Source organism: Rickettsia lanei, from assembly GCF_056242675.1.
In genome coordinates this window covers 412,377-431,201 of record NZ_CP172233.1, presented here as the reverse complement: position 1 = coordinate 431,201, position 18,825 = coordinate 412,377, and the positions used below count along the sequence as shown (strand labels likewise).

The following is an 18,825-nucleotide window of genomic DNA, read 5'->3' as shown; positions in this document are numbered from 1 at the left end:
GTCATACCGTGGCTATGACCACGGCATGACATTAAGTTAGAAGTTTTATATAACACCTTTGCAAATATTGCAAGTATAAAAATTATAGGTTTACCTTAAGCTTAACACTACCTTGATGACTTCTATAATGTTTATTTAGATAATAATTATAATCAAACGAAATAGTAGTATTTTTGATACTGCCTATAATACCCGTTCCTAAATTATAGGATGTTTTCGGTTGCTTCGGTATTAGATAATTATGTTTGAATGTATTATCAAATATTTTAACAACTCTATTTATTCTTTGGGTTTTCTCTTTAAAATTATGTTCTACCGCTCCTTGGAATGTTAGACCTAAATTATTAAATTTTAGAGCATCTTTTAAAGGTACTGTGACTTTAGTACCGACAATTCCGGACAATATATTATTCTCTTTCATTGTAAGAGCTATTTCTTGTACGTTAACACCGGTTTCATTATATACCCCGTCTCGTGACTTCCCGTATCTTAAGCCGATATTCGGGGTAATAACGAGCTTGCCCTGCAAAAGATAATTATAATGCAGTAATGCTTCCGCAGTATAACTATGATTACGATGTTTTACATTACTTTTAATTTTAGTATCACCATATGAATAAGTTGTTTTATCTTTAATAAAGTTTTTAGAAGCAGATACTAAAGCTTGTAGTGCAAAATTCTTCGGTAATTCTTTTTGTCCGTAAATAGAAACCACATGACTATTAATAAGTTCTTTATCATTATTTTTACTATTTTTAAATTTAAATACTGAATGAACATTACTATAAGCTATACCTACGATATTATTGTCGATTTCAGCATCGAACCCGATAGTAGCACCTTTGTTAGTACCTCTATAACCGGTCATATTCTCAACGCGTCCATGATTATTAGTGCCGTACATACCACGCATCCACAAACCTCTTTTTATATGAGACTCTTCTTCATCACCGGCTCCCACTGCTACCATATTATTAGACATATTCACATCTAATCTGTTACGAATCATATTATTTACAATAGTATTAACAACTTTCGCTTGATTTAAAGTAGGAGCGTTTTCTGAAATTTGCGTTTGCATTTCTTTTTTTGCTTCCTGTTCAAGAGGAATAACCGTATCAACTTCCATTATTTTAAGATTACCCCCATCGGAATCGGATAATTGCCCTATTGTTTCTTCTTCCTCTTCAAATCCTGAATCATAACTTTCTTCATCTTCGCTACCATCGCCTAATGCTAAACATTCCTTTTCTCTATCGTCACTTAATGCTAATGCACTCTCATTACTTGATGCAAGTGCAGGTAATGAAGATAATTGTCTACTTACTTCTGTGTCTTCTTGTTCTTCATCTCCTGCAGGTAAGGTAGATTCTGATTTACCATCCGACACTAACATTTCTTGTAGCAATAACTGAGCAAGAATATCTGTAGCTTCTTCGCGAAGTAACGAAGAAATTTTCTCATCATGTTCTTGTAATTGTGCATTTATTACTAAAAGCATTTTTTCATCTAATTCCTCTACATCCTGTATACGATTACTTATATAAGCCATTGCTTCTTTAATATGATTAAGTTCCTCACTTCTAGAACTTGAGCCAGACAATTCTTCTATTTTTTGTATTTTATTGCTTAATACTCTTATATAGGTATCTACATAATCTTTATTAATTTCTATATTTAGAGTATCTACCGGAGTTACAACATCACGACTACTCAAATCATCATCATTAGAGAAGCTGTTTATGCTATCAACTGAAGATGAACATGAAAATACCGGCTTACTCTCAGTTACCTTAGGTTTAGATTCAGTATCTAGATGCTTTATCTTCCCTTCTAACAAAATCTTTTCTTTATTATAATCATTGGCTATTTTTTCATGTTTAGATTCTAATTCCCCTAATTGCATAACATTAGAATTGTTTAAATCCTCTAAGCTACTAACCGAAGGTGAACGGGATAGATTTGATTCTGCACCACTAAGTACACTGCTTATGTCATCAATTGAATAGGAACGTAATATTGATACATCTGTGCTTGAAGACTTTTCATTTAAAGAAAATTCTGCTTCTATGGCTTTCCTTTTTCCTTTTAATTGTGATTCTTTTAAAGATAAGTCTAGTGCTTCCATAGCTAACCGCTTAAATTCTAGGTTTTCTGGATCTTGATATTGATTCAATTTTGCAATAGCTTGCTTTTCCTTAACTATTCTAGCTTCCTCTACTTCTAATAGTTTATCTTCTAAATCTAAATACTCTAATTTCTTATCAAGCTCGGCACTTCTGAATAATGGTATAGGTAATTTTCGTTTACTAGTATTCGTGTAACTTATAGATGGCTTAGGTTGCTCTGTCTTATATATTGTTTCTGATGCTAAATTCTCATCACTAACCGACTCATATATAGTAGATAAATTAGATAATGGCTGTGTACCTTTTTTAATAGTACTATCAACCAAATTTAGTCTACCTTGTGATCTATCATTTATTATAATATTTTTATGATCTTCTCGAAATTGTTGAGCTTGCGGAGAGTTATATAGTGACCCTACATTTATAGGTGGGGTTACAGCTAAATTTTTTGGTAAGCTATCCATATTAGCAGTCGGCATAGAATGACTATTTCCCCCATTTGGATTAAATCCAATATCTACATCTGTTTCTATATTATCAAAGTGTTTATCTGCTCTGCTTTTAATAGCATCCAATTTTTTTTCTGCTTTTGCATTATAAGCTTTTATATCTTCCGGTTTGCGTATTAATACTTGCTGTAATTCTTGAGAGATTTTAATTGCTTCTCGGTAATCATTTTCTATTTCCTGTAAAACTAAACTAAGTGATTTTCTTTGTGAAGGACTGGTTGTTTGCAGTATTGCGGTTCTCTTTGCATCTAAAAGGCTTATAAGCTGAGTTGCCTTTTTTGTGAATCCACTAACTACACTTAAACTAGACTCCTTATGATTCTCATTTCCCCAAGCGTGACCAAATTCTCCCTCTTGATCTACTGTTCTTTGCTTTGAGGTTTCTCCATCTCTTTTCCTTTTTCTGTTCTCTGAATAATTTGTGTGCAAAATTGACTCTACTTTTGATACAGCTCTCTTTATTATATTACCTGGTTTTTTCTTACTAGAAACTAAATAGGTACTTTCTTCAGTTAAAGTTTCTTGAGGTGCATAATGTAAATCTAGCCCTAGATCATCCTGTACACCTAAAGTTTCTGTACGCATTTTTTCTGATTGCAGTTGTTGTATCTCCGGAATACTTCCACTTACATTATTTTTCCTCGATGAGTCACTTTTAGCAAAAGTTGTATTTTGTGTTGGCGTTATTAAATCAAGAGTTTCTATAGTTAACGTATCAGATTGTTTTAGATTCTGAACGAACGCGTCGCCAGCTAAATCTAAATATTCTAATCCTCTTTTATTAAGCTTTGGGCTTGAAGAATATGGTGCAGAATTTTTCCAATTGTTGTCAGATCTCAAGCTTTCATCTGTAGTTGTGGTTTGTAACAATGCTGATTTTTCTTCAAAATTTGATGATATTACACTTTTAGCTGAAGACGAGCGTGATAATACTGGAGTACTGCTTTTTCTTGAATTCTCTTCATACTCTGCATAAGACTGAGATATTTCCGCTTGCTCATATACTTTTTGAGTTTCTGGAATTCTAGCTTGCTGAATTTCATATAATTTCTCGAACAAACCTTCATATGCCTTTATACTGGCAAGATGTGCAATCTCACCTAATTTTTGACTAAATTGATCCGCACTAAACTTTCTCATTTCTGTTGCTAAACTATCTATTACACTATCTATTTGAGCTTGATTTGACTGATTTGGCTGTATGCTATTCAAATAATTAATGTATTGTGAAACCTTAGCCTCATAACTATCTTTTGAATGACTTGGAATAGGATCCTCTATTTCTTGATTCGGCAACATTACTGTATAAGGTTGCTGCTGAACTTTTATTGGCACTAAGTACCCCTCTTCATCCTCTAGTTGTTCACCTAAAATTCTCTGAACCCTATGACTTAATGGTATAGTTGGCTTTGCTTGTGGCGACTGCTTATAAGTAGGACCGGTAGAACTAACAACAGGAGTTAATAACTTTAGATTTTCCTCTATCTTATTTAATTGTTCAGAATCACCATTCATTTTATCTTGCATGGCTCGTAATGCAGTTCTACTTGTTTCTTCTTTCGCACTAGCAGCTACTTCTTTAGCTTTATCTGATGCCGTTTTTATAGTTTTTTCTTGTTTCTTTATTTCTGATAACTGCTTTTGTGCTTCTTGTTTTTTCTTTTCTCTTTTTGTTCCAGCATTACTTTTTCTTGCATTACCTCCGCTTGATTTATTTTTATTAAATATACCTTGCCGAGCTTCATTAATTCTTGCTTGCTGTGCTTGAAACGCACTAACTTCGGTTGACGCCGTTGTAACCGGAACTGTTTCCTGCGATTTTATTGAAACTTTATTTGCTGGAATATCTATTTTTTCTATTTTCTGAAATAATCTATCTGCTTTATTGTTTTTACTTGTTAACTCTTTTTCAAGTTTCTTTATTTTATCTTTATTTTTACCTATTTTGATTTTTGTTTCTATCTCTTCAGCTCTTGACTTGAGTACTTCTGTTGTTTTTTGTGTTGAAGTTAGCTGCCTATACAACTTCTGCAATCGTTCTTTATCTTTTTTACCTGTGGTATCTTTAATAGCCTGTGTTACTTCAGCTAACTTGATTCCTATCATCTCATTAACTCGTGATATATTACTTACCATTCCTGCTACAATTTCAGTACTGCCTTTTTTCGGAGGAACTTCTGATTTAACCTGTGAGCTAGATTGTACTGCCTGTTGTTGCGGGCTGCTACTGCTAAACGATAATCTTCGTGCTGCCTTTGAGTTTGTGTTTATGTTTGGTGGTGTATTAGCTCCTAAACTATCATTTGGTTTAGAATCTGAAGTAGGCTGATACGGAGTCACCGGTGTTGATGATGGAGTACCAGGTGCCGTAGTATAATGTTCAGGTGATGTCAGGGTAGTATTTGGTGTATTAGGTGCAGTGATAAAACTATTTGAAGCTGGGCTAACAGTAGGCGAAGACGCTGTTATTATAATCTCTGGTTTTTGAGGCATTTGTTCTGTCGATTCAGGAGTATAAGTATTTTGACTTTGTTGTGTTTTTTCAATGCCTGCAAATGTTTTGCACCTAGTAATTGGTCGTACTTTTCTTGCTTTCCCGACATCAGACTTACTACGTGCTACCACTTTATAATGATCCTCTATAGGAACATCTTTTAATGGATTAGATGCCTTAGGTTTGTTAGATATTTTCATTTCTCTTATTTCAGATGGAGTATATGTGTTTATTTCTGGTTCCGGTACAATTACTGTTCCTATCTGCTGCGGGGTATTTGTCGTATCTTTGTGTCTGTTTAATTGTGACACGTGATTCAACAATTTATGACTGAGATCGATACGAAATGCTTCTTTACTCATCGCCATACCCTCAAAAGGTATTGCAGCTCCTACTGCAATAGAGGCAAGCAGAGAATATTTTAAAAATCTTGATTTTTTTAGTAAATGTTGTTCTGTTAACTTATTCATTACAAATATCTCAATTTAAATTAAAATTTCATGTACATAACGTAGGACATTATAATAAATAAGTTAATAAAAAGCAATATATTTGTTAATTTATCTTAACTTATAATTACAAGAGAATTTTGTTCTAATGATTGAAAATATAACAGATATAACGTATACTGTATTTTTAACTTTTGATAGGAAACACTGCGATACTTTAAAATAACTTTGGAAACAGAGTATAATAATTTAAATATTTGGTATTTTGTTATTTTTATTTACGGTATTTCGCTTGATTTTGAGCTTTCATTTACAACAAATTTTTCATTTTTTGTGTTTGTTTAATATTAACCTTTACTAGAAATTCTAATATATTTTTACAATTTACTTACTGAATGATTATTGCTTTTATTTTTGGCATATTCATCTCTAAATATCATGTAACAAATTTACATAGCGAAATGCTTTATAAAGCTATCATCACTAAAATTAGCGGTAAAATAGAATCGATAAAACCGACTATTATAGGAGGATAAGTAGTATTAAGTAACATAAAGATAGAAAAAATTAATCGTAACTTACAAAAAGTTAAAAATTAGTATACCGAAAAAATATATACAAGAAATTAGGGTAAATAACCGAATTACTTTGCTTGCTAAGCTCTATAAGCCGCAAAATAGTATACTACCCGGGGGTTATGATTTTGGTTTTTACGCTTATCTATCGGATATTGGAGCAAACGGCTATGCGATGTCTGAGCCGCAAATTATAGAACGTAATGAAACAAATTTTGATAGTTTTATTTATAGAGTGCGTTCCTATATTTATAATAATTTAATAGAAAAGATAAAGGGAATTTTGCAGCTGCAATATTACTTGGCAAGACAAAAGGTTTAAACAGGCAAATAATGCAGGATATGAGGCAAAACGGTATATCACACGTGCTTTGTGTTTCAGGATTACATCTATCTTTAGTTGTGATGATTATTTTCCTTACTACAAGGTTTTTATTAAATCTTTCAAATTATTTGGCATATAATTTCAATATAAAATTAATCTCTGCTTATTGTTCGCTAATAGGAAGCTTTGGTTATTTAGAACTAAGCGGTATGCAAATAGCAACGACTAGAACTTTTATTACTCCTGCAATTTTTATTTACGGTATTATATTTATCGGACGCTCTTGCTTTCCCCTTCATTCACTTGCAATTGCGGCTTTTATAATAATATTATCGTTAAATCCCGAATATATTTTTCATCCAAGTTTCCAATTATCTTTTATCGCCGTATTATCGCTTGTTGCCGGTTATGAATTTTACTTAAAGAATTCATGGTTACTTGGAGAAAAGAAAGGCATTTTTGGAGCAGTAAAATTTTATACAGCCTCAAATATTTATTCAAGCTTCTTAGCAAGCATCATAACGGCACCTGTAGTAATTAATCAATTCTTTATATTTGCTACTTACTCAGTACCAACTAACCTCATTGTCGTTCCGATAACGTCATTTTTTCTTATGCCTCTTGCTTTGTTAGCTCTGCCTTTTACCATGATCGAGTTTGATAACTATATCCTAAAGCTTATGGGATTCTTTATTGATATAATAATAAAATCAGCCGCCTATTTTAATAGTTTACCGGCTGCTGTATAGTATTTCGGTTATATTACCAATTTCAGCATATTACTCTTTTTTATTCGGCTTTTTTGGCTTTGTATATGGAAAACTGCTTGGCGTTTGCTTGGTCTTGCAATCATGGCAATATCTTTTATATTTATGTCCTACTCCCCAAAGCCGAAATTAATATTTGATGCAAATCATATGGCGGTAGGCGTTAAAGATAGAGAAAATAAACTAATACATGCTGATAAAATACCTGCTTTCAATAGAACTTACTGGGCTAATTGGTTTGGACAAAAAGATAGTATGGTGTTACCTTTAGAGAATAATATTTTTTAACCAACTACGGACAAAAAATTGTCATTAATAAAGATAATCATTGTGAGAAAGCTGAAATTCATATTAATCTCAATTATAAATCTAAATGCCGCGGGAGCTTAATAACGATTAATAAAGATTTTAAAAAAAGCCCTATTATACTTATCTTTTGCAATAAAAAGGAATGTACGTAAAATCTTAGTACCGGACTGTTCTTGTTCTATGTCATTCCCACTTGGCATTGTTATGTGGATACTAAGTCGTTATTGCAAGCGACTGTAAGGAGCGTGGCAATCCAGAAAAATAATAAAAAAATGTTAAAACTAGCATTTTTTACTGGATTGCTTTGTCAAAACTTACAGTTTTTCCTCGCAATGACGACTCAGTATCCACATAACAATGCCAAGTGGGAATGACATAAACGAGCCATATAACAAGGTCCAGTTTTTAGCTAGGATGACATCAAAGTCTTTTTAAAAACTATCCAATACTTTAGGTAAAATCGAATAATGCAAGTTACACACAAAATACTAAAAATCCCCTCAAAAGGATATAGAAAAATCTTGAGTCTCTTAAATGAAAAAGGACAAGCAAGACTTATAGGCGGCTGTGTACGTGATGCGTTACTAGATCTCTTGCATAACAAAACTAATAAAGAGGAATTTGAAGGAGACACGGAACGCAGAATCGCAATGTACATAAACGTACGTGAGGATTCGAGTACCGGATCGACGTACAAATTACCTTTAGAAGCAAGTTATCCAAGAGATCGACTTGAGAAAGGTAGCCGCGATATAGATATAGCTACTAATTTGACACCTAGTGAAGTAACAAATATTTTATCTGGAGCTAAAATAAAAACTATTCCGACCGGTTTAAAATTCGGCACGATTACGGCTACTTTAAATAATGAAAAATTTGAGATCACGACTCTTAGGAAAGATATTGAATGTAACGGCAGACATGCCAAAGTAATATTCACCAACGATTTTGCCGAAGATGCCGCAAGACGAGATTTTACTATTAATGCTTTAAGCTATTGTCCCTTTAAGAACGAGATATATGATTATTTTGAAGGGTTTAAGGATTTGCAGCAGGAAAAGGTTGTATTTATAGGGGAAGCTCTAGATAGAATTAAAGAAGATTATTTGCGAATTCTACGCTTTTTTCGGTTTTCTAGCTATTATGCGAATCAGCTTGATGATGGCAGCTTTAAAGCATGTAAAGCTTTAAAAGACGGCTTAAAAACTTTATCACGAGAGCGAATTAAAAGTGAAATGGATAAAATTATTGTTTCAAAAAGAGCAGCACAAATTTTAAAAGCTATGTTTGAAATAGGAATATTAGAACTAATATTCTCTATCCAAAATTATGAAATAAAATTTTTTGAGCAGGCAAATGATTTTAAATTAGAATTAGTTACTCGATATGCACTCTTATTATATTGTCAAAAAGATTTAAATTTAAAGGTCTTTCTAGATTGGAAATTCTCAAAACATGAAGCAATGCAAATATTATCAATAACGAACTTTCTGAATGACGCTAAATTTAACATGAAAAAAATTTGGTTTGAAAAAAAGAATTATAAGGAATATTTATTAGCAGCTAGAATAATCGGTAAATTAAATCATTCACAAGTAAAAGAATTTATTCTTAAATATGATGCGTTATTACGTCCTAAATTCCAAGTAAACGGTAATGATTTGTTAAATATGAATATAGAAAAAAAAAAGATAGGAGCAAAACTAGAATATCTAAAAAATTTTTGGATAGAGCAGGATTTTAAACCTAGTAAATTAGAGTTGTTGGCGAAATTATGAGAGCTAGTACGTCAAACCGTCATTGCGAGGAAAAATTGAAAATTTTGACGAAGCAATCTCGTGCCAAAATCCTGAGATTGCCATGCTCCTTTCAGTCGCTAGCAATGACGATTTGGTATCAATGCAAGCAAACCTTCACAGAGATGACATACCTAGCATTACTATTCCTTACATTCCTCAGCCTTACTAGCTATGCTAAGCCTAAGATAGTTGTAAGTATTACGCCAATCGGCAGTATTGTTTCGATGCTTGTTAAGGATAAAGCGGATATCGAGAGCTTAGCTATTAGTAGTGACTGTCCACATCATTATAATTTAAAACCTAGTGATTTAGTAAAAGTCAAAAATTCTGATATAGCAATTTATATTAATGAACAATTTGACGGTTTTGCCGAGAAATTAATTGATAATCATAGCAAAAACATTATAAAAATCAGTGATATTAAATCTTTAACCACTATAAAAGATAATTGGCATATTTGGCTTGATCTTAATAATGCTGTGATTTTACTACAGGAATTTGCACAAATATTTAGTGAAAAATTTCCTGAGCTACAAGAAGATATTAATAATAACCTTTCAACAGCACTTAAAGAATTAAATAAGCTACAAGAGATTAAAAATAATGAGCTTGCAACGATAAAAGACGTAATTTTATTAAGTGACAGTAGCAAGTATTTTTTTCTTAATACTAATATTAAAACTGCAAAATTATATAGCGAAAGTCAAAAAAGCCTCCGATATATAAGCAAGCTAGAAGATTTAATTAAAGAGTCTAATAACAAATGTCTTGTTTTAAGTAATGAACAAAATTCACGATTATACGACAAATTAAACGCTAAAATAATAATATTAAATAGCGAAAACTGGAATGTGCAGAATATAGGTTCCAACACTTTTCAGAATCAATATTTACAAATGATTTATCAAGTTAAAAAATGCATACACTAAATAGCGAAGAAAAGACAAAGAAGCTTGCAAAACTTCTAGCACAAAGCTTAAAACCAAATGATATAGTTTTACTTAACGGTGACCTTGGAGCAGGTAAAACATTTTTTTGTCGTGAAATTATTAAATATTTTTGCGGTGAAAATACAAGCATTATAAGCCCTACTTTCAACTTACTGCAAACGTATAAAGAATCTAACTTCACTATATATCACTATGACCTGTATCGTCTTAAATCACCTGAAGAAATTTATGAACTTGGATTTGAAGAGGCATTAAACGGCAATTTAATTTTAATAGAATGGTCTGAAATTATTAAGCATTTACTTACTCCGCCTTTAATCGAAGTAAATCTAGAAGTATTAGATAATAATAAACGTTTATGTAGTATAATAACAAATCATAAAGAAAATTCACAAGAATCTTCCCTTATTGATTTTTTACAAGATTCTCCGCTATTCGATACAAAACTTGATATTCAAAGAGATAAAAGCCCTACTAGAAAAGTTAAGTTATAATTATGAACTATTTAATTTTTCTTTTAACTAATTTATAAACTTCTCCATCATTTCTTTTTCCTATAAGAAAGATATTTAATATCTTATTTAAAAAATCCTTACTCTCTTCCTCTAATAAAAAACCACTTTTACTCGCATTTTTTGCTTGCATTGCCCAATACATATCTTCAAGCTGATTAATTTTCTCATATTCTTCATGTGATATAAGAACAACTATGAGCTTACCGTATTATTAATATCTAACTAATCAATTATCATGTAATAAAAACGCCTTTTCAATAGGAAGTAATTTTAATTCCGGTAACATCGGCATAATTAAATCTATTCCGGCTTTTTCGTTACTATTACCGTGTACCAATATAAAAGAACCATTTTGAACTTTTTCGCCTTTAGCAAGCCATGCATTACTCCCAAGCGGAATAAGTCCCAAATCTTTTAATTTTTCTATTAATGTTTGATCGGAAACTAATCCAGGAAAACGAAAGAAAGGTGACGGAGCAATATTATAACTTACTAATATTTTCCCTACTTCTAATACTTCATTTTCAAAATCATCTTTATTGGAAAGAAGGAAATTATCTTCAAGAGGTTTATCTTTAAAATAAGGATGACTAAATGAATGATTAACCCATGTTATTTGTAAATAACCGTTTTCTTGTTGTTTTAATAACCATAAGAATTCTTCTATATGCTTATTAATCCATAATCCTGAAACACATATAGCAATCGGAATAGGTTTATTTAGTTTGATCGATAATTCTACGAGCTTTTTAAAAAAATCTTCTTCAAAGCTTTTGGAAGAAGGACACATGTCAATTGTCAAGAACTGTCCTTTTACTTTATACATGCTACTCGTAGCACCGTAATTTTGTTGTATATAAGGTGTAGAGCTATATTTATTTAAAACTTTAATATACGGAGTTTTACTTAATTTTTTTAGAAGATTTTCTTTTTCTATTTTATTCGTAGGTAAAATTACCAGCTCTTGTAGGGCTATTTCAGTTTTAAAAGAATTCGGATCTACTAAAACGAAATATGATTTTTCATTATTTAAATAAGAACGAATAGCAATTCTTATTTTTTTATTTTCAGCAATTACAGGCAAAAATACCGGTTTATAATCAGTTATAATTACTGCTTTTTCACTTGCATAGCTTAAACTAAAAAACAATATTACAAAAATAAAACTTAAAATTCTTTTAATTTATTCATCTCCATAACGCTCGTATAAAATTCCGCAATTTTCTCTTTTACAGCTAGAGGATCGTTCATTAAATTAACAGCACCTCTAAACTCTGCTGAATTCGGTAAACCGCTACTATACCAGCCAATATGCTTACGTGCAATAGGTACGCCCACAGATTCACCATAATAATCAAGTATTGCCTCATAATGCTCGGTTACGATATCTAGCTGCTCTGCTATAGAGGGAGCAGATTTTTCTTCACCTGTTTTAAGATAATGATCAATTTGTGAAATAAGCCAAGGTTTGCCATATGCTCCTCTACCGACCATAATACCGTCTGCACCGGATTTTTGTAGGGCTTCTTTTGCCTTAGCAAAATTAGTAATATCACCATTAGCAATAACCGGAATCTTTACCGATTCTTTAACTGATCGTATAAAATCCCAATCGGCATTACCGGAATAAAACTGGCATCTAGTTCTACCGTGAACGGTAATCATCTGAACACCTGAGCTTTCAGCAATTTTGGCTAAAGTCGGAGCGTTTTTCGTATTATCATCCCAACCCATACGCATTTTAACGGTTACCGGCAGCTTAACCGCTTCAACGGTAGCTTCAAAAATTTTAGCTGCCAGCTGCTCATCCCTCATTAGAGCCGAGCCTGAATAACCGCCTACTACTTTTTTCGCCGGACAGCCAAAATTAAGATCAATAATTTTTGCCCCCATACCCTCATTCATTTTAGCAGCTTCTGCTATCACATTCGGCTCACAGCCTGCTAGCTGTACGCAAGCACTTGTTGCATCATCACGCATAATGGCACTTTTTTTTAGTGACTGCCTAGATTCCACAATCATTGCTCTACTTGCTACCATTTCAGAAACTACAAGCCCTGCACCAAATCTTTTCACTAATCTTCTAAATTCCAAATCCGTAACACCCGACATTGGAGCTAGTATAATATTTGAAGAAAGCTCAATATTGCCGATTTTGATCATAAAAACCGTTATAAAAATAAACACTCATGATATCATAATTAAGTATTTTTGTCTAATATTACTAATTAAGAATAGACAAAAGCCGATTAATCTATTATAAGCTTAAGTTATATTGCCTTATACCCTAATAAATGAAAGAATAGTATAGACGAAGATCAACTTGGAAAAGATCAAGGAGTCTGTAAGCCGAAGAGCGGAGCGTATACTAATACGTGAGTATCCGAGGACTTACAAAAACGACGAAGCCAAATTTTCAAGTTCATCGAGTATATACGGCCACGTAGCTCAGTCGGTAGAGCAAAGGACTGAAAATCCTTGTGTCGTTGGTTCAATTCCAACCGTGGCCACCACTATTCCTTACTTTAAATCCCGTTACGTTATTTTATGTCTTCAATTAAATTTCTATTGCATCTGTAAACTTATTTTTGTAATTTTAATTAACTTTAGGTTAATAAGGATAAATTATGTTTATACGTATAAAAAAATTTTTGGAATACATAAAGAATCAACACCTGAAGAATCAGATGAAATATTATATAATCAACTAAATATCTTTACTAGAAAAATTAACGTGTGTAATACACGCAAAAGATGAAGATAAAAAAGAAGTTGAAAAATTAATTGATAAAATAAAAAATACTAATTTATTTAATCAATCCGATGAGGATGGTAATACAGCCTTAATTTTAGCTGCTGATGCAGGTTTAGAAGAAGGTTGTTTAAAACTTATTCCCAAGATGTCTGACGAGGCTATATTAATACGATCGAGAATATACGTGGTCAGCCTGCATTAACAAAGGCTATGTGACGTGATTTAGATAATGTTTGTATAGAGCTTATTCCAAGAATGTTTGAGGAAAATATTAACTCTATTGATAAATTCGGAAGGACATTGTTAATGCTTGCATCCAAAAAAGGCATAATAGCAGTTTCTCTAGAGTTTATTAAGCTGCTGCCACCTGAGATGATTATTCGTGCTGATAATAATGGGAATATGGCTGCAAGCTACGCAGATACGGACAAAACATTTGCCGAGGTAAGGGAATTATTGCAAGAAAAACAACAAAACTTATTAAAAAATTTAGCTTCATTTCTAAATAAAACTTTTTTATAACAATAGTTTAGATAATTTTTTTAAAATTGCATATGCTACAAAATTCTATAAAAAAGTGAAAGTAAATAAGGAACTATTAGCATCTTATTTACAAGAACAAAATAATAATCCTGAATCTATTATAATAACGATGAATAATTTTATGAATTATTCCCATTTGCCATTGCAGGAGTATATACAACCGGAAATTCAATCGGATTCTAACCCCCCTTTTTTACATTTATCATGCTTACCAAATTAAGCAATATGTTGTATTATCTCCCACTTAGAAAATGAAAAATGGGGGATAGATGTTGAGTTGTCTGGAAAAAGTAGCGCTACATAGAATTAATAAAAAGGGACAATTTTGCCTTCATCTTTAATTTTTATGATGCTTATAAATTTTGTTATACAAAAAAGTATTACTTAATATACTGTCGCTTAGTGGAGCAAATCGTCTATACTCTTCTGCTTTCAAAAATTGCTCTTTCATTTTATCAAGAATTCGCATCCTCACCCCTCAAAATAAAATTCAATTCTTGAAAGCATTTGAGTATACTTGATGATTATTGATTTCAAAAATTGGTATTGCTCGCATGACTCGTTTTATGTCATTCCCGCTTTCGCGGAAATGACATCGAGTGGGTTTTTCGAGCCATGCAACAAAGCTTACAGTCGTTTGCAATGACGATATCAATTTTATTTTGTAATACCTTTTATGCTATCTGTAAAACAAGATTAAAGCGAATAGCGGGTTATCCACTCGCGTTGTTATAATACAAGGCTATCATTAATCGTTTACTCCTAGTCCTGCAAGCATTATATTCTCTATTCTCATCACATAATCATAAGTTGCAGAATAACCTGAATTTATTAATGCTTCTTTTTGTTCAGCTGTGATATCAAAACTTAAAGCTGATATATTATGATCATCAATAAAAACTGTTCTATCATGATTCTGAAAACAACTTATCAAGTCAAAGCTTGTGAGAACTTCAGCTAATGCATATAGTTGATCCACAACAGTAGTAGTATCCACAGACGGTTTAGGTTCTGTACCATTCTGATAAGCTTCTAATATTTCTTTATTGATTGTTTTAAACCCAAGAGTTTTATAATTTTTATTATCTGTTTGAGGGAGGCTTCGTGCTGCAATTTTATCATCAAACACCTCAACCAGGTAATTATTCGTAACTCCACCATCCACATATGTTGAAACTACTCCTTGAACAGTTTTTTGTACAGGCTGAAAATATATAGGAAAAGCCCCTGAAGCGTATACGAATTTTACGACTTTCTCATCAGGAGCATTTTCATAAGATAGAATTTCCGGAAATTGAGTACTGAGATTAGTACACACTACGTATAAATCTATATTTGTTTTTTGACTGTCATGTAGCTGTTTAAAAGTAATATCGGGGTCAAATCCCTTGTTTTTTAATATTGCCTTAAAAATTCTTCTAGATATTTCTCAGAATTTAACCCTCCGTAGAATACAAGATTATACACTTGGTCCTATTTACTAGTATGATCTGAAAATTTATTAAAATCAATTTTCTTAAGTATATCCTCAATTTCTTCCGGTTGATATCCTAGTGCTATGGAGAAAGCAGCTATTGCACCACCGGAAGCTCCAACTACTTTCTGGATATTTTTTTAAACACTCTTTGTCTTTTAATGCATTTAGAGCCCCTGCATACGCGATGACTTTTACTCCACCACCTGCAAAGGCTAAGTTCTTTATTTCTAACATTTTCAATACCTTGATTTAGTTAATATAATTTAGGCTTTATTAAAAGACATTAGATCATTATTAATATTTTTGTAAAAATTGATAAGATTTGTACTAAAATAGCTACAATACATTAATTTAATTCTTCTTAATAAAACGTAAATTAATATTTGTGACTTTTTATCTATTTTTTTCCTAGATCTTACAATCAAGTAGACGTTGTTGCGTGGATCGGTTTTTCCGTCATTGCGAGGAATTTGCATAGCAATTGACGAAGCAATCTCAGGAGTTTGTTATTATTTCATGAGACTGCCACACAGCCTACGGCTGCTCGCAATGACGACATCATTCTTTAATTAGCAATACCTTTTATTCCACCTGTAAATTTTGTTGCATAATAAAACTATCACTTATATACTGTCGCTAATGATTAATTTGCTTAAAGTTATATGGTAAGTAGTAATTTTTATAAAAATCTAGGGCCACGAAAACTAACAGCAATTATAGATTTTTTACACGATATTATAGCACCTCCTAAGATTGAAGATATAGCTATTCATGATATTAAAATTCTGCAGGAAGCATCACCAAATGATATTAGCTTTTTAAGCAATCCTAAATACTCCGAATTTTTAAAAACTACCAAAGCTGCTGCTTGTATAGTGCCGAAAAATTTTACGGGAGAAGCAAATCCAAATACTGTTTTATTACACGCCCAGAACTCATATTTTGCTTACAGCAAATTAATAGATTTTTTTTATGCTCCTATTAAATCATACCCTACTAAAATAATGAAATCCGCTATTGTTGCAGATTCGGCGACTATCGGAAAAAATTGTTATATAGGTCACAATGTAGTTATTGAAGACGATGTTATTATAGGTGATAATAGTATTATAGAAGCTGGAAGTTTTATAGGTAGAGGAGTAAATATCGGCAGAAACGCTAGAATAGAACAACATGTTTCAATAAATTATGCAATTATAGGCGACGACGTCGTAATACTTGCAGGTGCAAAAATTGGACAGGACGGGTTTGGATTTTCTACCGAAAAAGGCGTACATCACAAAATATTTCATATAGGAATAGTTAAAATCGGCAATAATGTTGAAATTGGTGCAAACACTACTATTGATAGAGGATCACTTCAAGATACAATTATAAAAGATTTATGCCGCATAGATAATTTAGTACAAATAGGGCATGGCGTCAAAATAGGTAAAGGCTCTATTATCGTAGCACAGACAGGTATAGCAGGAAGTAGCACGATCGGTAAATATTGTGCTCTTGGAGGGCAAGTAGGAATCGCCGGACATCTAAATATAGGCGACGGGGCACAGGTAGCGGCACAAGGCGGTGTAGCACAAAATATAGAAGCAGGTAAAATTGTCGGCGGCAGCCCTGCAATTCCTATTATGGATTGGCATAGACAATCTATTATTATGAAACAATTACTAAAGACCTCTAATAGCAAATTAAAAAAGTAGCTTGCTATTGAAAAGAGCTTTGTTGTTTACCTGAGTCGTCATTGTGAGCAGCCATAGGATACGGTGACAATCCAAAAAAATTAGCAAAAAGTGCTGATTTTAGTACTTTTTACTAGGTTGCTTCGTCAATTATTTCATAATTTCCTCGCAATGACGGAAAATTTACATTAAAGAAGAGATCTAAATAAATGATCATAGATATTACCGAAATCATGGATTGGATACCTCATCGCTATCCATTTTTATTAGTAGATAGAGTACTTAAAATCGATCCTAACAAATCAATAACAGGTATTAAAAACGTTACTGTTAACGAACCGCAATTTACAGGACATTTTCCGGCAAGACCTGTTATGCCCGGTGTTCTAATGGTTGAGGCTATGGCACAATTAGCTGCTATATTAGTTGCTAAATCTTTAGGTTCTACTAAGAATAAAGAAGTGTTTTTAATGACTATCGAAAATGCAAAATTTCGTAGAATTGTTCAGCCGGGGGATACTATGCATATCCACGCTGTTATTGATCAGCAAAGAGCTAACGTATGGAAATTTTCAAGTACGGTTACGGTCGAAGGTGAAATAGCTGCAGAAAGTAAGTTTACCGCAATGATTAAAGATAAAACATAGGGACATAGTGTCAAATTCTAATATCCATACTACAGCTGTAATTGCAGAAGGTGCAAAGCTTGGTAAAAACGTAAAAATCGGACCGTATTGTATTATAGGTCCTGAAGTTGTGCTTCATGACAATGTCGAGCTAAAATCCCATGTAGTAATTGAAGGGATTACCGAAATCGGCGAAAATACCGTAATCTATCCTTTTGCATCAATAGGTCAACCTCCACAAATCTTAAAATATGCTAATGAGCGATCAAGCACAATAATTGGCTCTAATAATACTATTAGAGAATATGTTACGGTACAAGCAGGAAGCCAAGGCGGCGGAATGATGACAAGAGTAGGAAATAATAATTTATTTATGGTCGGCGTCCATATAGGTCATGATTGTAAAATCGGCAATAATGTAGTATTTGCTAATTATGTAAGCCTAGCAGGTCATATTGGGGTAGGTGATTATGCAATAATCGGCGGACTGTCTGCCGTACATCAATATGCTAGAATCGGTGAATATTCGATGATTGGCGGGCTATCGCCGGTCGGAGCAGATGTAATACCGTTTGGGCTTGTAAGTAGCAAACGTGCGGTGCTTGAGGGCTTAAATCTAATCGGTATGAATAGAAAAGGGTTTGATAAAGTAAAGTCTTTAAGTGCTTTAAAAGCTATCGAAGAAATCTTCTCAGGTGAAGGTAATTTTGCTGAGCGTATAAAACAAGTTGCTGAGAAATATAACAATAATTCTATAGTAATACAAATTATCGATTTTCTTAATCAAGATAGTAGTAGAGCATTTTGTCGTTTTGAGAAGTAAATTTATTTAACTAGCGATATGTAACACTTTGTGTTACAATATCCTGATGCCAACTTATGGTTAAAACACAATGAAGAAAGTTGGTTAGATGAATGGAAATA

Annotated in this window: 18 protein-coding genes and 1 tRNA gene; 13 read left to right on the top strand and 6 right to left on the bottom strand. The window is 32.5% G+C overall.

The window, feature by feature from the left end:
* Positions 1-82: 82 nt before the first annotated feature.
* Positions 83-5,602, bottom strand: a complete 5,520-nt coding sequence (gene sca1 / locus ACHBLB_RS02555; RefSeq protein WP_475842407.1) for a surface cell antigen Sca1 — start codon at positions 5,600-5,602, stop codon at positions 83-85.
* A gap of 374 nt (positions 5,603-5,976) precedes the next feature.
* On the opposite strand from sca1, the gene ACHBLB_RS02550 reads away from it, so the two are divergent.
* The 7 genes from ACHBLB_RS02550 to tsaE all read left to right on the top strand — a co-directional run bounded on the left by ACHBLB_RS02550 (position 5,977) and on the right by tsaE (position 10,800).
* Positions 5,977-6,117 carry a hypothetical protein gene (locus ACHBLB_RS02550; RefSeq protein ID WP_475842405.1) on the top strand — a complete coding sequence of 47 codons (141 nt, stop codon included), beginning with the start codon at positions 5,977-5,979 and terminating at the stop codon, positions 6,115-6,117.
* Positions 6,118-6,229: 112 nt separating this feature from the next.
* Complete coding sequence (locus ACHBLB_RS02545; RefSeq protein WP_085065593.1) at positions 6,230-6,478, top strand: hypothetical protein; 249 nt, start codon at positions 6,230-6,232, stop codon at positions 6,476-6,478.
* A 20-nt stretch (positions 6,479-6,498) separates the two neighbouring features.
* Complete coding sequence (locus ACHBLB_RS02540) at positions 6,499-7,230, top strand: ComEC/Rec2 family competence protein (RefSeq protein ID WP_475842716.1); 732 nt, start codon at positions 6,499-6,501, stop codon at positions 7,228-7,230.
* Between the two features lie 102 nt (positions 7,231-7,332).
* On the top strand, positions 7,333-7,536 hold the full coding sequence (locus tag ACHBLB_RS02535; protein WP_475842403.1) for a hypothetical protein: 204 nt from the start codon (positions 7,333-7,335) through the stop codon (positions 7,534-7,536).
* Positions 7,537-8,024: 488 nt separating this feature from the next.
* Positions 8,025-9,335, top strand: a complete 1,311-nt coding sequence (locus tag ACHBLB_RS02530) for a palindromic element RPE1 domain-containing protein (protein WP_014362674.1) — start codon at positions 8,025-8,027, stop codon at positions 9,333-9,335.
* A complete protein-coding gene (locus ACHBLB_RS02525; RefSeq protein ID WP_475842401.1) occupies positions 9,332-10,285 on the top strand; it encodes a metal ABC transporter solute-binding protein, Zn/Mn family in 954 nt (317 codons plus the stop codon). Before ACHBLB_RS02530 ends, ACHBLB_RS02525 begins: the two co-directional genes overlap by 4 nt.
* Positions 10,273-10,800, top strand: a complete 528-nt coding sequence (gene tsaE / locus ACHBLB_RS02520) for a tRNA (adenosine(37)-N6)-threonylcarbamoyltransferase complex ATPase subunit type 1 TsaE (protein ID WP_475842399.1) — start codon at positions 10,273-10,275, stop codon at positions 10,798-10,800. The genes ACHBLB_RS02525 and tsaE overlap by 13 nt, the downstream gene beginning before the upstream one ends.
* Positions 10,801-10,807: 7 nt before the next feature.
* On the opposite strand, the gene ACHBLB_RS02515 is transcribed toward tsaE, so the two are convergent.
* The 3 genes from ACHBLB_RS02515 to dusB form a co-directional block, all read right to left on the bottom strand.
* A complete protein-coding gene (locus ACHBLB_RS02515; RefSeq protein ID WP_193385864.1) occupies positions 10,808-10,951 on the bottom strand; it encodes a hypothetical protein in 144 nt (47 codons plus the stop codon).
* 96 nt (positions 10,952-11,047) lie between these two features.
* On the bottom strand, positions 11,048-12,004 hold the full coding sequence (locus ACHBLB_RS02510) for a polysaccharide deacetylase family protein (RefSeq protein ID WP_475842714.1): 957 nt from the start codon (positions 12,002-12,004) through the stop codon (positions 11,048-11,050).
* Positions 11,989-12,984 (bottom strand): tRNA dihydrouridine synthase DusB, encoded by a 996-nt coding sequence (gene dusB / locus ACHBLB_RS02505; RefSeq protein ID WP_475842397.1) that lies wholly within the window; start codon positions 12,982-12,984, stop codon positions 11,989-11,991. Before dusB ends, ACHBLB_RS02510 begins: the two co-directional genes overlap by 16 nt.
* A 274-nt stretch (positions 12,985-13,258) precedes the next feature.
* Here dusB and ACHBLB_RS02500 point away from each other — a divergent pair.
* From ACHBLB_RS02500 to ACHBLB_RS02490, 3 genes are all read left to right on the top strand, one after another.
* Positions 13,259-13,334, top strand: a tRNA-Phe gene (locus ACHBLB_RS02500).
* Positions 13,335-13,831: 497 nt separating this feature from the next.
* Complete coding sequence (locus ACHBLB_RS02495; protein ID WP_475842395.1) at positions 13,832-14,098, top strand: hypothetical protein; 267 nt, start codon at positions 13,832-13,834, stop codon at positions 14,096-14,098.
* A 55-nt stretch (positions 14,099-14,153) separates the two neighbouring features.
* Complete coding sequence (locus ACHBLB_RS02490) at positions 14,154-14,339, top strand: hypothetical protein (RefSeq protein WP_475842393.1); 186 nt, start codon at positions 14,154-14,156, stop codon at positions 14,337-14,339.
* A 528-nt stretch (positions 14,340-14,867) separates the two neighbouring features.
* On the opposite strand, the gene ACHBLB_RS02485 is transcribed toward ACHBLB_RS02490, so the two are convergent.
* Positions 14,868-15,491 carry a patatin-like phospholipase family protein gene (locus ACHBLB_RS02485; RefSeq protein WP_475842712.1) on the bottom strand — a complete coding sequence of 208 codons (624 nt, stop codon included), beginning with the start codon at positions 15,489-15,491 and terminating at the stop codon, positions 14,868-14,870.
* Between the two features lie 101 nt (positions 15,492-15,592).
* Entirely contained in the window at positions 15,593-15,679 is an 87-nt protein-coding gene (locus tag ACHBLB_RS02480; RefSeq protein ID WP_350223204.1) for a hypothetical protein, read from the bottom strand.
* A gap of 579 nt (positions 15,680-16,258) precedes the next feature.
* Here ACHBLB_RS02480 and lpxD point away from each other — a divergent pair.
* The 3 genes from lpxD to lpxA all read left to right on the top strand — a co-directional run bounded on the left by lpxD (position 16,259) and on the right by lpxA (position 18,724).
* Positions 16,259-17,296: a UDP-3-O-(3-hydroxymyristoyl)glucosamine N-acyltransferase gene (gene lpxD, locus ACHBLB_RS02475; RefSeq protein WP_475842391.1), complete on the top strand. Its 1,038-nt coding sequence runs from the start codon at positions 16,259-16,261 to the stop codon at positions 17,294-17,296.
* A gap of 188 nt (positions 17,297-17,484) precedes the next feature.
* The gene (fabZ, locus tag ACHBLB_RS02470) at positions 17,485-17,922 is read left to right on the top strand and encodes a 3-hydroxyacyl-ACP dehydratase FabZ (RefSeq protein ID WP_004997000.1); all 438 of its coding nucleotides are present in this window, start codon (positions 17,485-17,487) and stop codon (positions 17,920-17,922) included.
* A 7-nt stretch (positions 17,923-17,929) separates the two neighbouring features.
* On the top strand, positions 17,930-18,724 hold the full coding sequence (lpxA, locus tag ACHBLB_RS02465) for an acyl-ACP--UDP-N-acetylglucosamine O-acyltransferase (protein ID WP_004997001.1): 795 nt from the start codon (positions 17,930-17,932) through the stop codon (positions 18,722-18,724).
* The last annotated feature ends 101 nt before the right edge of the window (positions 18,725-18,825 follow it).